Annotated in this window: 12 protein-coding genes and 1 tRNA gene; 5 read left to right on the top strand and 8 right to left on the bottom strand. The window is 57.4% G+C overall.

From position 1 onward, the window contains the following. Window positions 1–135: 135 nt before the first annotated feature. The 8 genes from F0155_RS06875 to F0155_RS06840 form a co-directional block, all read right to left on the bottom strand. A complete protein-coding gene (locus tag F0155_RS06875; protein WP_150523757.1) occupies window positions 136–1290 on the bottom strand; it encodes a DNA alkylation repair protein in 1155 nt (384 codons plus the stop codon). Window positions 1291–1464: 174 nt separating this feature from the next. Beyond that, the gene (locus F0155_RS06870; RefSeq protein WP_150523756.1) at window positions 1465–2538 is read right to left on the bottom strand and encodes a sn-glycerol-3-phosphate import ATP-binding protein UgpC; all 1074 of its coding nucleotides are present in this window, start codon (window positions 2536–2538) and stop codon (window positions 1465–1467) included. Between the two features lie 16 nt (window positions 2539–2554). Further along, window positions 2555–3397: a sn-glycerol-3-phosphate ABC transporter permease UgpE gene (ugpE, locus tag F0155_RS06865; protein ID WP_150523755.1), complete on the bottom strand. Its 843-nt coding sequence runs from the start codon at window positions 3395–3397 to the stop codon at window positions 2555–2557. A gap of 11 nt (window positions 3398–3408) precedes the next feature. Beyond that, complete coding sequence (locus F0155_RS06860; protein ID WP_150523754.1) at window positions 3409–4290, bottom strand: ABC transporter permease subunit; 882 nt, start codon at window positions 4288–4290, stop codon at window positions 3409–3411. A gap of 109 nt (window positions 4291–4399) precedes the next feature. After that, complete coding sequence (locus F0155_RS06855) at window positions 4400–5710, bottom strand: extracellular solute-binding protein (protein ID WP_150523753.1); 1311 nt, start codon at window positions 5708–5710, stop codon at window positions 4400–4402. A 426-nt stretch (window positions 5711–6136) separates the two neighbouring features. Further along, on the bottom strand, window positions 6137–6568 hold the full coding sequence (locus tag F0155_RS06850; protein WP_150523752.1) for a YqaA family protein: 432 nt from the start codon (window positions 6566–6568) through the stop codon (window positions 6137–6139). A 190-nt stretch (window positions 6569–6758) separates the two neighbouring features. Continuing rightward, window positions 6759–6834: transfer RNA gene (locus tag F0155_RS06845), tRNA-Ala, on the bottom strand. Between the two features lie 150 nt (window positions 6835–6984). Further along, window positions 6985–7374, bottom strand: coding sequence for a TIGR02300 family protein (locus F0155_RS06840; protein WP_150523751.1), 390 nt, complete (start codon window positions 7372–7374; stop codon window positions 6985–6987). A 207-nt stretch (window positions 7375–7581) separates the two neighbouring features. Between F0155_RS06840 and aroA the strand changes: the two genes are divergently transcribed. The 5 genes from aroA (at window position 7582) to sppA (ending at window position 13296) form a co-directional block, all read left to right on the top strand. Further along, window positions 7582–8937 carry a 3-phosphoshikimate 1-carboxyvinyltransferase gene (gene aroA, locus F0155_RS06835; protein WP_192913768.1) on the top strand — a complete coding sequence of 452 codons (1356 nt, stop codon included), beginning with the start codon at window positions 7582–7584 and terminating at the stop codon, window positions 8935–8937. After that, window positions 8934–9560 carry a (d)CMP kinase gene (gene cmk, locus F0155_RS06830; RefSeq protein ID WP_150523750.1) on the top strand — a complete coding sequence of 209 codons (627 nt, stop codon included), beginning with the start codon at window positions 8934–8936 and terminating at the stop codon, window positions 9558–9560. The genes aroA and cmk overlap by 4 nt, the downstream gene beginning before the upstream one ends. A 271-nt stretch (window positions 9561–9831) precedes the next feature. After that, entirely contained in the window at window positions 9832–11529 is a 1698-nt protein-coding gene (gene rpsA, locus F0155_RS06825; protein WP_150523749.1) for a 30S ribosomal protein S1, read from the top strand. Between the two features lie 173 nt (window positions 11530–11702). Continuing rightward, window positions 11703–12131, top strand: coding sequence for an FKBP-type peptidyl-prolyl cis-trans isomerase (locus F0155_RS06820; protein ID WP_150523748.1), 429 nt, complete (start codon window positions 11703–11705; stop codon window positions 12129–12131). A gap of 184 nt (window positions 12132–12315) precedes the next feature. Beyond that, window positions 12316–13296: a signal peptide peptidase SppA gene (sppA, locus tag F0155_RS06815; protein ID WP_150523747.1), complete on the top strand. Its 981-nt coding sequence runs from the start codon at window positions 12316–12318 to the stop codon at window positions 13294–13296.

Here is a 13296-nt window from a genome sequence, read left to right as displayed (position 1 = left end):
GCCAGCCCCGCTTGAAGCCAAGCTTGGTCGGTTTTCGATAGTTTCTGGCAGATCAGTCTTCTTTTGGGGGACATCCTGTAACCGCCAAGTGTCAACGGCAGCCCGTGATGTCTTTGTCCCGGCCTCTCACGAACGCTATGCAGCAGCCTGGGATCGTGCCTCCGGCAGCTCCATATTCAGATCGAACTCCGCCCACCCCATATCCTGCCCGTTGATGCGCAGGCAGATGGCTTGTTCGCCGGGATAATAAGCCCGTGTCGTGATCGGACGGATCGGGTGTTTGCGAGAAAGTCTGAGAGTTTCCCCGGCTCCCAGGGTCGCTTTCGTCCACTTGAAGACTTTGGGAGCCAGACTGCCATTGGCCTTGCGGAAATGGATCACATAATCGATCACCAGATCCTGCGCCCGCCCGGACGTGGAACAAAGCTCAATCTCGAAATTCAGGCCATCGCCGTAGGTCACCTCGTCAGACGTCAGGGATAATCCCTCCAGACGCAGTTCTGGCGGCAAGAGGCGAAACGCTGCAAGGGCTTCCGGATGCCCGGCCTTGATCAGCGACCGGCATGCGTGGCGGACCAGTTTCTCCCGGTTCCGGTTGGCGCCTTTCAGCCACATGTGCGCGATATCGGCGACGAGATCCGGATGATCCTTGGCAATATCGTTGAGATGATTGGCGACGGACCGGCGGACATACTCTTCCGGATCGTCTTTCAGCGCGTCCAGAAGCGGCAATGTCGGGGTTGGGTCAGCGACGAGTTTCGGCAGCCGCATGCCCCAGGGAAGCCGGGGGCGCGTTCCCTCCGCCACAAGGCGGCGCACATGCACGCTCGGGTCAGCCACCCAGAGCGACAGGATGTCGATGGCCCGCTGCTGATCTGCATCCAGAAACGGGCGCACGTCGAATTCGGCCGTCGCCCGTTTGGTCATCTCCTTCATCAGCGCGAAGGAAAGGTCATAGTCCGCAAGGCCGTGATCGGAGACAATCATGCCGAGTGGCATCATGCCCCAACCGCAAATTCCCCTGTGATCGCTCGTGCGGTCGATAGAGCCGTTGTCATTCGGGTGCAGGATCTTCTTGATGATCCAGAACTTCTCGCCGAGTTCTGGAGGCAAAACACGGTTTGTCTCGTCGGCGATCAAACGGGCGCGCTGCTTCAGTTCCAGCGCATCCAGCCGATTGACGATGGACGCCTCATAGGCGCGTGCATCAAACCCGGTCAACTCGCGCTCCAGCAGCGCAGAAAAACAGCGCACGAGATCGGCTGAAATCTTGTTCTTGAAGGGTTCCATTGCCCATTTGCTCCTTGAAAATTCTTGCTTTCATAGAGCATCAAGGCACCCGCACTGGCAATGCAGGCGAGCCTCTCCAACTGACACCCTTTGTCAGGAGGATGTCATGAGCCCAGCAAAAAAGCCGCCCGGAGATCCGAAGCGGCTTTTGTGTTTTGAATCAGGGCAAGCGGATCAATCGCCAATCCGTTTTCCTGATTGGGACTCAAAGAAATGCAGGTTCTCCGGCTTGATACCAAGGAACAGCTTTTCGCCCGGCTTGTGAACCGCATGACTGGATACGCGGATAACGATCTCCGGCCCGCCATTTTCGAAAGAGGCGTAAAGATAACTTTCGGCCCCGACCGGTTCCAGAACGTTGACCGTGACTTGTGCATGGGGCCCATTGGGCAGCTGATCCACGACTTCCAGATGTTCGGGACGAACGCCAAGCAGGCACTTGTCCTGACCATGCAGGTTTGGAACGCTCAAGCCTGAGCCTGTTTCAAGCCCCAAACCGCCATCAACAGCCTTCACCGGAAGCAAATTCATGGCAGGCGAGCCAATGAACCCGGCGACGAAGGTAGATGCCGGCTTGTCATAGACATCGATCGGGGCCCCGATCTGCTCGATATTGCCGCCGTTAAGCACAATGAGCCGGTCCGCCAGGGTCATTGCTTCGAGCTGATCGTGGGTAACGTATACACTGGTCGTACCCAGAGAGCGCTGGAGCCGCTTGATTTCCACGCGCATCTGGACGCGCAGTTTTGCATCCAGATTGGACAGCGGCTCGTCGAACAGGAACGCGGCAGGTTCACGCACGATGGCGCGGCCCATGGCGACACGCTGACGCTGGCCACCCGACAGGGCGCGCGGCTTGCGATCCAGATAGTCGCCGATTTCGAGAATACGCGCGGCCTCCTTCACCCGCCGGTCGATTTCATCCTTCGCCATGCCCCGGTTCTTCAGGCCATAAGCGAGGTTGTTGTAGACCGACATATGCGGATAAAGCGCGTAGTTCTGGAACACCATGGCGATGTCCCGGTCTGCCGGGTCGACATTGTTGACGACCCGGTCACCGATCTTGATTTCGCCGGTGGTGATGTCTTCCAGACCAGCAATCATGCGCAAGAGCGTGGACTTGCCGCAACCGGACGGACCGACGAGAACAATGAACTCGCCGTCAGCGATATCAACGGATACGCCTTTGACCGCTTCCACGACACCGCCATAAACCTTGCGGACCTGATCGAGAGTAATCGTAGCCATTTTGAAACCGTAATCCTTACTTGTCGCTCTCGACGAGCCCCTTGATGAACCAGCTCTGGAAGATGACCACAACGATCACCGGCGGCAGCATGGCGAGGATCGCCAGGGCCATGGCCTCGTTGAGGGCCGGGATCTGCGCCCCCACCCAGACCTGCATGATCTGCTTGATGCCGCGCACAAGGGTAAAGAGCGCTTCATCGGTGGTGATCAGCGTCGGCCAGAGATACTGGTTCCATCCGTAGACGAACATGATGATGAAGATGGCCGCGATCATGGTCTTGGACAGCGGCACGAGAATGTCGAAGAAGAACTTCCACGGCCCGGCACCATCGATACGCGCAGCTTCCAGAAGCTCGTCAGGCACGGACATGAAAAACTGGCGGAAGAAGAAGGTCCCGGTCGCCGAGGCGATCAGCGGTACGATCAGGCCGGAATAGGTATTGGTCATTCCCAGCGACTGAACGATCTCGTAGGACGGCAGGATACGAACTTCCAGCGGCAGCAGCAGCGTGCAGAAGATCACCCAGAAGCACAGCGTGGCCATGGGAAAGCGGAAATACACGATCGCGTAGGCCGCAAGCATGGAGATGACAATCTTGCCGATCGCGAAGCCGAGGCCTAGGATCAGCGAATTCTTCATCATCACCAGACCATTGACTTCCTTGGTGAAGCCGCCGGCACGGAACAGCACGGTCTCGTAGTTTTCCAGCATCTGGCCGCCGGGCAGAAACTGCAGGCCCGACTTGTAGATGGTGATGGCATCGTGGGTACTGGTCATGATGGCAATCATCACCGGAGCCACCATGAAGATGACGCCGCCAATGAGCACCAGATGGTCGGAGAGCTGTAGTCGTTTCACTGTTTCTCTCCTCAATTATAATGGACGCGCCGCTCGATAAGGCGGAACTGGATGACTGTCAGGATAAACACCAGCGCCATCAGGATGACCGACTGGGCAGATGACCCGCCAAGGTCATTGCCGCGGAAGCCGTCGAGATAGACCTTGTAGACAAGCGTCACAGGGTTATTGCCCGGCTCGTTCTTCACAAGGATATCGACGATCCCGAACGTGTCGAAAAAGGCGTAGGTGATGTTGATGATCAGCAGGAAGAAGCCGGTCGGGGCGAGCAGCGGGAACGTCACCGTCCAGAAGCGGCGGAAGCCGGACCGGCAATCGATGCTGGCAGCTTCCTGAACTGATTTCGAAATGCCCTGCAGGCCTGACAGGAAGAAGATGAAATTGACCGGCACCTGTTTCCAGACCGCAGTCACGGTCATGGCGAAGGCCGTGTCGTAGTAGTCGACGCCGATGTTCAGGTTCCAGCCGAATATCGCAACGAAATCGACAATCGGGCCCACATGCTGGTCAAACAGCAGGACGCCGATAAGGCCAGCAACGGGAGGAGCGACGGCGTAGACCCACATGAGCAGCGTTTTGTAGGTGGACGATCCGCGCAGAACCTTGTCCGCCTTGACCGCCAGAAGCAGCGCCAGGCCGAGCGACAGGAACGTCACCAGCGATGTGAACACCGCAGTAAAGCGCGCCACGCGGCCATAGTCGGTGGACGTGACCGTATCGACGAAATTGTCGAAACCGACAAATGTCGAGCCAAAGCCAAAGGGGTCTTCCAGATAGAACGAGGCCCTGACCGCTTCAGCGGCAGGCCACAGGAAGAACACAATGACAATCGAGAGCTGCGGAAACAGCAGCAAATAGGGAACCAGTCTCGACTGGAACAGAACTTTTTTCATCGCTCCACCAAATGACCAAGGCGAACCTCATGTAAAACCGATTGAGGCTCGCCGTGGTTTTTGTGCTGCGGAGGCGTTGCCGCCTCCGCATATCGACATTTTAGGGTTCTTAGTTGGCAGTCGTCTTCGCGAACCGCTCGAGCAGCTTGTTGCCGTCGGCTTCGATCGTGGCAAAGCCCTCATCCACGGAGGTTTCGCCAGAGAGGATCTTGCCGTATTCGCGGTTCATGACGTCACGGATCTGAACATAGAAGCCCATCCGATAGCCCTTGGTCCACTCGCCGCCCGGCAGGGTCAGCTGCTTGATGCCGATTTCGGCTGCCGGTGCGGTCTCGTAGTAACCGTCCTTCTTGGCCAGTTCGTAGGCAGCATTAGTGATCGGCACATAGCCGGTTTCCTTGTGCCACATGTACTGGACTTCCGGAGAGGTCAGGTACTCGAAGAAGGAGGCAACGCACTTGTTTTCGCCGTCCGGCTTGCCGGCCATGGAGAACAGGGCCGCACCACCGATGAAGGTGCCGGTACCAGCGCCCTCAACAGATCCCCAGTAAGGCAGGTAGGTTGCGGAGAACGGGAACTCGACCGTCTTGGAGATGCCGCCGAAGGAGCCGGAAGACCCGAGCCACATCGCAACTTCGCCCTTGTTGAACGGGGTCTGGTTGTCATCCCAACCGGTGCCGTAGAAGCCGAAATAGCCCTGATCCAGCCAACCCTTGACGGCCTTGAAGTGGTTCTTGATCGGCTCGCCGAATACCAGCTTCGTGCCTTCAGCGCCGTCGTAACCGTTGTTATTGGTCGCGAACTGCTGGTTATGGCGAGACATGAAGTTCTCGGTGAAGATCCACGGCAGGTGAGACTGTGCCAGCGGCACGTAGCCAGCTTCCTTCAGCTTCGGTGCAATTGCCTCAAACTCTTCCCAGGTCTTGGGAGCTTCAACGCCGGCCTTCTTAAGCGCATCGACGTTGTAGTAGAGAATCGGCGTGGACGAGTTGAACGGCATGCCGATCATCTTGCCTGCGCTGTCAGCATAGAAGTTCCGGACGCCTTCGATGTAGTCGTCCTTGTTGAAGGCAACGCCTGCACCTTCAAGGATGTCTTGAGCGGGAACAACTGCGCCCGGAGCGCCGATGATGGTCGCAGCGCCAGCGTCGAACACCTGCAGGATGTTGGGCTGCTCGCCTGCGCGGAAAGCGGCGATACCGGCTGTCAGGGTCTCTTCATAGGTGCCCTTGAAAACCGGAGTGATGGAGCAGGCCTGCTGCGAAGCATTGAAGCCGTTGGAAATGTCCACGACGACTTCGCCGAGGCGACCGCCCATTGCATGCCACCAGGAAATGTCCGTAGCAGCATAGGAAAGCGTGGATGTGCCAAGCATCGCTGCGGCAGCAACGAGGCCAGCAACTGTTTTCACTGAAGCCATGTCAGTCTCCCAAATTTTCGGGGTTATTCCCGAACTGAATAGGTGTCGGTTAACCCCTGATTGAACGGGCATCCGAAACACAATGCCCACCTCCCATAGAATGTTCATATGAATGAAAAATGTCGCTCATATGAACATTTAACGACACTCTGCCCTGACTGGGAGCCGATGTCCAACACTTATTTTAGCCATCTAAGATTTCAATGTCGACGATGACACGCGGCGCATCTTCACGCCAAAACTTTGATTTTAATTATTTTTTTCAAAATTACCCGTTCTTCGCCAAGCCTGTTCCAGCTGGCGGATCGGTAAAGTCGACATCTCGTCATCTCGACAGGGATCAGGCCAAACCACAAGGCCACAAATGCGTTTTATGACGTTCAAATGAACATTGCTGCGGCAACGTGTCAGCACGGCACCATGACGTCAGATCAATCCCATCACCAAAAGCGCAACGACACAATAACGAGCCGTCTTTGCAAAGGCGACGAGAGCGAGGAAACGCCAGAACGGTTCGCGCAAGATCCCCGCAACGAGAGTGATCGGGTCCCCGATCACCGGCGCCCAGCTCATCAGCAAGCTCCAGTAACCGAACCGCTGATACCAACCCTCGGCCCGCGCCAGGTGTTTTTCAGCCGGTTTCAGCCGCGACGCCGCAGCCCACCCCCGAAATTCACGCCCGAGAACCCAGTTCACCACCGAACCAAGGGTATTCCCGACGCTGGCGACGGCAATCAGGATCACAATCTTGTCCGGCGCTTCGCGGATCAGAAAGGCCAACCCCAACTCCGACTGGGCCGGAAAGATTGTGGCCGCAAGGAATGCGGAGAGAAAAAGCGCGGACAGTTCTGGAAGCATGGGGCCCGATCATCAGAAACAAACTGACGTCCCCTTTGCCCGAGTGGGGCGGAAGTTACAAGAAATGCATTGCCGCGGATCCGGCGAACAGCAGGCAGAAAGGTGCCTTTGCCTCAAACGCATACGCGTCGGCCCTGTGCTGAAATCATCACAAGGCATATTCAACAATTGCACTGTCGAGGAGGAAAAATGGTGGAGCCAAGGGGAGTCGAACCCCTGACCTCTACAATGCCATTGTAGCGCTCTCCCAACTGAGCTATGGCCCCTAACCACTTGTCGGCCGGCTTGGGTCTCCGGCGTCGTTGGAGGCGGAACATATCCATGCCGCCCCCATTGATCAAGAAGAAAATCGAGTCTTTTTCGCGCGACCTTGTGGAAAACGGTCGGAAGGCGAAACTTCCCGATTTTCCATAAGCTTAGACGTCCGGATCGTCTTCCAGTTCGACCCGGATACCCGGTACGGCTTCGTCATCCTCGTCTTCATCATCCAGGAAGACATCGTCGTCATCTGAATCATCATCGTCGAGATCGACATCGTCATCGCTCAGATCCGGCACATCATCGGCGCCTTCTGCTTCTGCATCGGCTTCCTCGAGGGTGACGATTTCGGGCGCCATGACGTCCTCTTCATCTTCATCTTCCTCGGGTTTTTCTTCCACTTTGGCCGCCTTGGCTGCACGCGATGTCATGACCGCCTGGAAGATCGTGCCGCATTTCGGGCAGGTGATCGGGTTCCGGTTCAGGTCGTAGTATTTTGCGCCACAGCTCGGGCACAGTCGCTTTGTGCCAAGTTCCGATTTTGCCACTGTGCTTACCCTTCGTTGTTGTCGTGTTCGCGGCCCCTTAGCCCCAAGGACGGCCCTCTGTCAAAGACAAATCGCTTGTTTTTTACATTCCATGTTCTGTTCTGCACGGGTTCGCCAAAAATTCAAGCTGTCAAACGGATGACGGACGGTGATCCACATGATAGGAAAGGCTCCCCATTTTGTCCGAAGAACCCTTGGAAGTTCTGCATGTCGCATGCCTCTTCACCCAACCCCTTGACTGCAAAGGCCTCAGGACCGTTGCGCGGCACCATCACCGTCCCCGGTGACAAGTCGATTTCCCATCGCGCGCTGATGTTCGGTGCTCTGGCTGTCGGTCGTTCGACGGCAACCGGCCTGTTGGAATCAGAAGATGTCCTGGCCACGGCCGCCGCGATGCGCGCCGTTGGCGCCGTCATCACCAAACAGGATGATGGCAGTTACACGATCGATGGCATTGGCCTCGGCAGCCTGCTGGAGCCGGAAGGCGTGATCGATTTCGGCAATGCCGGAACCGGTGTGCGCCTGACCATGGGCATTTTCGGCACCCATGATATTGCAGCCACCTTTGTCGGCGATGCATCCCTTTCCAAACGCCCGATGGGCCGCGTTCTGGATCCGTTGCGCGAAATGGGCACCAATGTTGTTGCCCGCTCGGGCGACCGACTGCCTGCAAGCATTCGGGGCGCACGCCAGCCGTTACCACTGACCTACCGGGTTCCGGTTGCCTCGGCTCAGGTGAAATCCGCCGTCCTGCTGGCAGGTCTTAACGCCCCGGGCGTCACTACGGTTATCGAACCGGTCCCGACGCGCGATCACACCGAAAAAATGCTCAAGGGCTTCGGTGCCGATATTTCGGTCACGATCAACGAGGCGGGTGAGCGGGTCATCAAGCTCGTTGGTCAACCTGAACTCAAGCCTCAGCATGTCGAGGTTCCGGCAGATCCGTCTTCCGCCGCCTTTGCCATCGTTGCAGCACTGATCGTTCCGGGCTCGGACGTCACCATCGAGAAGGTCCTTCTCAATGAGCACCGCATCGGCCTGATCACCACCCTGATTGAAATGGGCGGCAATATCGAGATCGTAAACCGGCGTAATTCGGGCGGCGAAGAGATTGGCGATGTGCGCGTGAAGGCCAGCCAGCTCAAAGGCATTACGGTGCCGGCGGACCGAGCACCGTCAATGATCGACGAGTATCCTGTTCTTGCCGTTGCAGCTGCCTTTGCCGAAGGTGACACGCATATGCCGGGTCTTGACGAGCTGCGCGTGAAGGAATCGGACCGTCTTGCGGCTGTTGCGCGCGGACTGGAAGCCAACAACGTGCCCTGCGTGGAGGGCGAGGACAGCCTGACTGTTACCGGTGGCGCAGCGGACATTGGCGGCGGCACGGTGACGACACATCTGGACCACCGCATTGCGATGTCGTTCCTTGTGCTCGGCATGGCCAGCCACAAGCCGGTCACCGTGGATGATGGCGCGGTGATTGCCACCAGCTTCCCGACCTTCACCGGCTTGTTCACCAGCCTTGGCGCGACCATCGAGGAAACAGAAAGCATCGCCGCATGATCATTGCGATTGACGGACCCGCCGCTTCCGGCAAAGGCACACTTGCAAGACGTCTTGCCGCTCATTTCGGCCTCAGGCATCTTGATACCGGATTGACCTATCGCGCGGTCGCTGCAGCCCTTCTCGTCAAGGGACTGCCCCTTGGCGATGAGGCGGTTGCCGTTGAGGTCGCCCGCAATCTGGATCTTGCCCAGATGGACAAGTCGGTCCTTTCTGCCCATGAGATCGGTGAGGCGGCGTCACGGGTTGCCGTTCTCGGCGAATTGCGGAACGAGCTTGTCAAGTTGCAGCAGAAATTCGCGGCCACGCCGCCCGGTGCGGTTCTCGATGGTCGGGATATCGGCACGGTCGTGTGCCCGAATGCCGACGTCAAGCTGTTCGTGACAGCCTCTGTTGCCGCCCGTGCGCGCCGACGCACAGACGAAATCCTCTCCAAGGGCAAGGAAGCGGACTATGCGTCGGTGCTGGAAGATCTGAAGCGCCGGGATGCCCGTGACAGCGGCAGAACGGTGGCTCCGTTAAAGCAAGCAGAAGATGCCCACTTGCTTGACACAACGGAAATGGATATAGAAAGCGCGTTCAAAGCGGCTGTGGATATCGTTTCCCGCGCCAGGCTTTCCTGAGGTTCTGGGGTCCGTCACACATGGCGAGCCCCGTTTCGCGTTTGGAACCAGTGCCCAAACGACATTCCGACCGCATTGAATTCATTGAGGTTCAGGCGCATTGCGCCACGAATTGAGACCGGATCCTTTTGACTTCCGACCGCCGGCCGACCACGAGGTTCACCCTTGGTGTCGGAAGGAGATGCGATTGAGCAGCTCCCGGAAGCCAACCGGATCCAATGTGCAACACAAACCCGCCGGCGGTCTGCCAGATTTGGCACCAGGAGATTTAATGTCTGAACTGAACCCCTCCACCGAGGATTTTGCAGCTCTTCTCGAAGAGTCCTTCACCCAGACCGACCTTTACGAAGGTGCAGTGGTCAAGGGTACCGTTGTCGCCATCGAAAAAGACCTCGCCGTCATCGACGTTGGTCTGAAGGTAGAAGGCCGCGTGCCGCTGAAGGAATTCGGCGCTAAGGGCCGCGACGGCGAAATGGCCGTTGGCGATGAAGTTGAAGTTTACCTGGAGCGCGTTGAAAACGCTCTTGGCGAAGCTGTCCTGTCGCGCGAGAAGGCTCGCCGCGAGGAAAGCTGGGTCCGCCTGGAAGTTGCTTTCGAAGCAAACGAAAAGGTTACCGGCCAGATCTTCAACCAGGTCAAGGGTGGTTTCACCGTCGATCTCGATGGCGCTGTTGCGTTCCTGCCGCGCTCTCAGGTCGATATCCGTCCGGTGCGCGATGTATCCCCGCTGATGCACACGCCGCAGCCGTTCCAGATCCTGAAGATGGACAAGCGTCGCGGCAACATCGTTGTGTCTCGCCGTGTCGTTCTGGAAGAAACCCGCGCAGAACAGCGTTCGGAACTCGTCCAGAGCCTGGAAGAAGGTCAGACCGTCGAGGGCGTCGTCAAGAACATCACCGACTACGGTGCGTTCGTCGACCTCGGTGGCATCGATGGCCTGCTGCACGTCACCGACATCGCGTGGCGCCGGATCAACCATCCGTCGGAAGTTCTCACGATCGGTCAGACCGTCAAGGTTCAGATCATCCGTGTCAACCAGGACACCCATCGCATCAGCCTCGGCATGAAGCAGCTGGAAACCGATCCGTGGGATGGCATCGAAGCGAAGTACCCGCTTGAAGCCAAGTTCACCGGTCGCGTGACCAACATCACCGACTACGGTGCATTCGTAGAACTGGAAGCAGGCATCGAAGGCCTCATCCACGTCTCCGAAATGTCCTGGACCAAGAAGAACGTCCATCCGGGCAAGATCGTCTCCACTTCTCAGGAAGTCGACGTGATGATCCTGGAAGTCGACCCGGTCAAGCGCCGTATCTCCCTGGGCCTCAAGCAGACCCTGCAGAACCCGTGGGATGCCTTTGCTGAGCAGTTCCCGGTCGGCACCGAAGTCGAAGGCGAAGTCAAGAACAAGACCGAATTCGGCCTGTTCATTGGTCTCGACGGCGATGTGGACGGCATGGTTCACCTGTCCGACCTCGACTGGAACCGTCCGGGCGAGCAGGTCATCGACGAGTTCAAGAAGGGCGACATGGTTCGCGCCGTTGTGCTTGACGTTGATGTCGAGAAGGAGCGCATCTCCCTCGGTATCAAGCAGCTCGGTGGTGACCCGATGGAATCCGGTGCAGCTGGTGAGCTGCGCAAGGGCTCGATCGTCACTTGCGAAGTCATCGAAATCAAGGACGGCGGCCTCGACGTCAAGATCGCAGACAGCGACCTGACTGCCTTCGTTCGTCGCGCTGACCTTTCCCGTGACCGGGAAGACCAGCGTCCGGAGAAGTTCTCCGTTGGCGACAAGTTCGATGCTCGCATCACCCAGTTCGACAAGAAGACCCGCCGCGTTTCCGCGTCCATCAAGGCACTGGAAATCGCAGAAGAGAAGGAAGCTGTTGCACAGTACGGCTCTTCCGACTCCGGCGCGTCCCTCGGCGACATTCTGGGTGCAGCCCTCAAGGCTCGCGACGAAGACTAAGATCCGACACGGATCCGCTGACACACTACGTAGAAGGCCCGGTATTTACCGGGCCTTTTCATTTTGAGCCGTATCCTGTTGTCTCTCATTATATTTGCTGCCAGCCCTGCCGCTTTCAGCGAGTGCAATCAGATAAACCGCAACACCCAAGCATTTTGAGAGCGAAGGTTTTAATGACGACTGCAAAAAACGGCGACAGAATTCATCTTCACTACACGGGAACCCTGAATGACGGATCGGTTTTCGACAGCTCATCAGGTCAGGACCCGCTCGAGTTTGTCGTTGGCTCCGGACAGGTTATTCCCGGCCTCGACAAAGAAATTCCGGGCATGGCAGTCGGGGACCGCAAGACGATCACCATCCCCTGTGCAGAGGCATATGGTGTCTATGACCCCGGCGCACGCCAGACAGTGCCTCGCGAGGCGATCCCGGATCACATCCCGCTCGCACCGGGCACCCAGCTTCAGGCGCAAGCGGAAGGAAACCAGATTGTTTCCGTCACCGTTCTGTCCGTCGACGAGAGTGAAGTGGTACTTGATGCCAATCATCCGCTGGCTGGCAAGGATCTGACCTTCGACATCGAACTTGTTGCAATCAAGTGATCCGTTGATCTGTCACCGCTCATTGCAGCGGTGAACACGATGCTGTTTCGGCATCACATTGCATGCATCGCCCGGCATTTCAGATGCCGGGCCTATTTATTTTTTCTCTAAGCATTTGCATTTCCGACGTAATTGCTCCTATCTAGAGGCACCTTGTTTCCGAAACTACGGAGAAGTTGTCTTAATGTCTGTCGATGTCGACGCTCTTCTGGACCGCCGTCAGTTGCGCCGGAAGGTCAGCTTTTGGCGGATCGCCACATTTTTGGTGATTGCCATCGCCCTGATCTCCACCCTCGCCTATTTTGCGGAAGGGGGCATCACCGGCAAACAGTCCGACCACATCGCTCGTCTTGAAATCGAGGGTGTCATTGTCGATGACTATGAACTTCTTCAACGCATTGAAGCCATTCGGGAAAATGAAAACGTACGCGGTGTGATCGTCGCGATCAATTCACCCGGAGGCAGCACCACGGGCGGTGAAGCGATCTATGGTGCCTTGCGCAAGTTGGCAGACGACAAGCCGGTCGTTTCCGAAATTCGCACCGTCGGCGCATCTGCTGGCTATATGATTGCGCTTGCGGGAGACCATACCGTTGCCCGCTACAACTCCATCACCGGCTCAATCGGCGTTCTCTTCCAGTTCGGCAATTTCAAGGGATTGCTTGATACGGTCGGCGTCAACATGGATGCGGTGAAAAGCTCGGAATTGAAGGCGGAACCTGATTTCTACTCGGAGGCCTCGCCGGAGGCCAAGCAGATGCTGGCTTCGCTGGTCAAGGATTCCTACGACTGGTTCGTCGATCTTGTTGCAGAGCGCCGCGGACTGGATCGGGCCACAGCTGAGAGACTGGCCGACGGAAGCATCTATACAGGTTACACGGCCCAGAAGCTGGGCCTGATCGACGCCATAGGCGGCGAAGAAGAAGCCATTACATGGCTTGAGAGCGAACGCGAGGTTGCTGCAGACCTTCCGGTGGTCATCTGGGCCCCCGAAAAGGAGGATGGCGGTATCCCGTTTGTTGGTGCATTGTCTCGCAGCTTTGGTTTGGGAATTGCCGAGGGCCTCGTAAAAGAAGCAAAAAGCGCTAAGGGGCTGATTCCTCGGGGGCTTACGCTTGACGGCCTCGTGTCCGTTTGGCAGGCTTCGGACTCGGCGGCAGAATAA

It is taken from the genome of Roseibium sediminis (assembly GCF_008711325.1).
GTDB classification, from domain to species: Bacteria; Pseudomonadota; Alphaproteobacteria; order Rhizobiales; family Stappiaceae; genus Roseibium; species Roseibium sediminis.
Note: the sequence above shows the minus strand (reverse complement) of the source record. Positions and strands in the feature narration are given on the sequence as shown.